Source organism: Chromohalobacter sp. HP20-39, assembly GCF_033052815.1.
GTDB lineage: Bacteria > Pseudomonadota > Gammaproteobacteria > Pseudomonadales > Halomonadaceae > Chromohalobacter.
This window is the reverse complement of sequence record NZ_JAWHTP010000609.1, coordinates 1-277: the sequence shown is the minus strand read 5'-3', so window position 1 is coordinate 277 and position 277 is coordinate 1. Positions and strand designations below refer to the sequence as shown.

General features: G+C 46.6%; 1 rRNA gene. It reads left to right on the top strand.

What is annotated here, in order from left to right:
- Nucleotides 1-151 precede the first annotated feature (151 nt).
- Nucleotides 152-277, top strand: a 23S ribosomal RNA gene (locus tag RVY79_RS19385); the annotation flags it as partial.

Here is a 277-nt window from a genome sequence, read left to right as displayed (position 1 = left end):
ATGCATGTCAATAAAATCTAAGAATAGATTTTTGTCAGAATTTGATGGATAACGAGGCGTGCCAGTGAGGGAATGTCGCCGCGTACTTTATGTACGCAAGACAAACCGAACGCAGCACAACGAAGTTAGCCGCAAATTATGGCGTAAAATAAGTAAAGATTTTAAGGGCGTACGGTGGATGCCTTGGCGATATCAGCCGAAGAAGGACGCGGTAAGCTGCGATAAGCTACGGAGAGGTGCAAGCAACCTGTGACCCGTAGATTTCCGAATGGGGGAA